Consider the following 254-nt stretch of genomic DNA (forward strand, 5'->3'; position numbering starts at 1 on the left):
CAGCACATTTGGAACACGGAAAGCTTTGGGGATACACGAACCCTTATGGTACATATAAGCAATCTACGCAAAAAAATCGAACCAGATCCAACACAACCCCGGTATATCGTTACGGTGAGAGGTGTAGGTTACAAATTTCAGGCCGATTCCTATTAGAGGTTGCTCAAAAAGTCCTCTTTTGAACACGCACTATTAGTATATCCATCCATGCGCCAGAGACCGCCATCCTGCACAGGTTGACGGTCTTCTTTTCA

The 254-nt window shown here is 44.9% G+C and carries 1 protein-coding gene; it reads left to right on the forward strand.

Annotated elements, in window-relative coordinates; all coding sequences use genetic code 11:
• The coding region (locus M3650_RS31640) for a winged helix-turn-helix domain-containing protein (RefSeq protein WP_251580318.1) at nucleotides 1-156 on the forward strand (156 nt) is incomplete at its 5' end.
• Nucleotides 157-254 lie beyond the last annotated feature (98 nt).

It is taken from the genome of Paenibacillus sp. MER TA 81-3, assembly GCF_023713585.1.
Taxonomy (GTDB): Bacteria; Bacillota; Bacilli; order Paenibacillales; family Paenibacillaceae; genus Paenibacillus_B; species Paenibacillus_B profundus.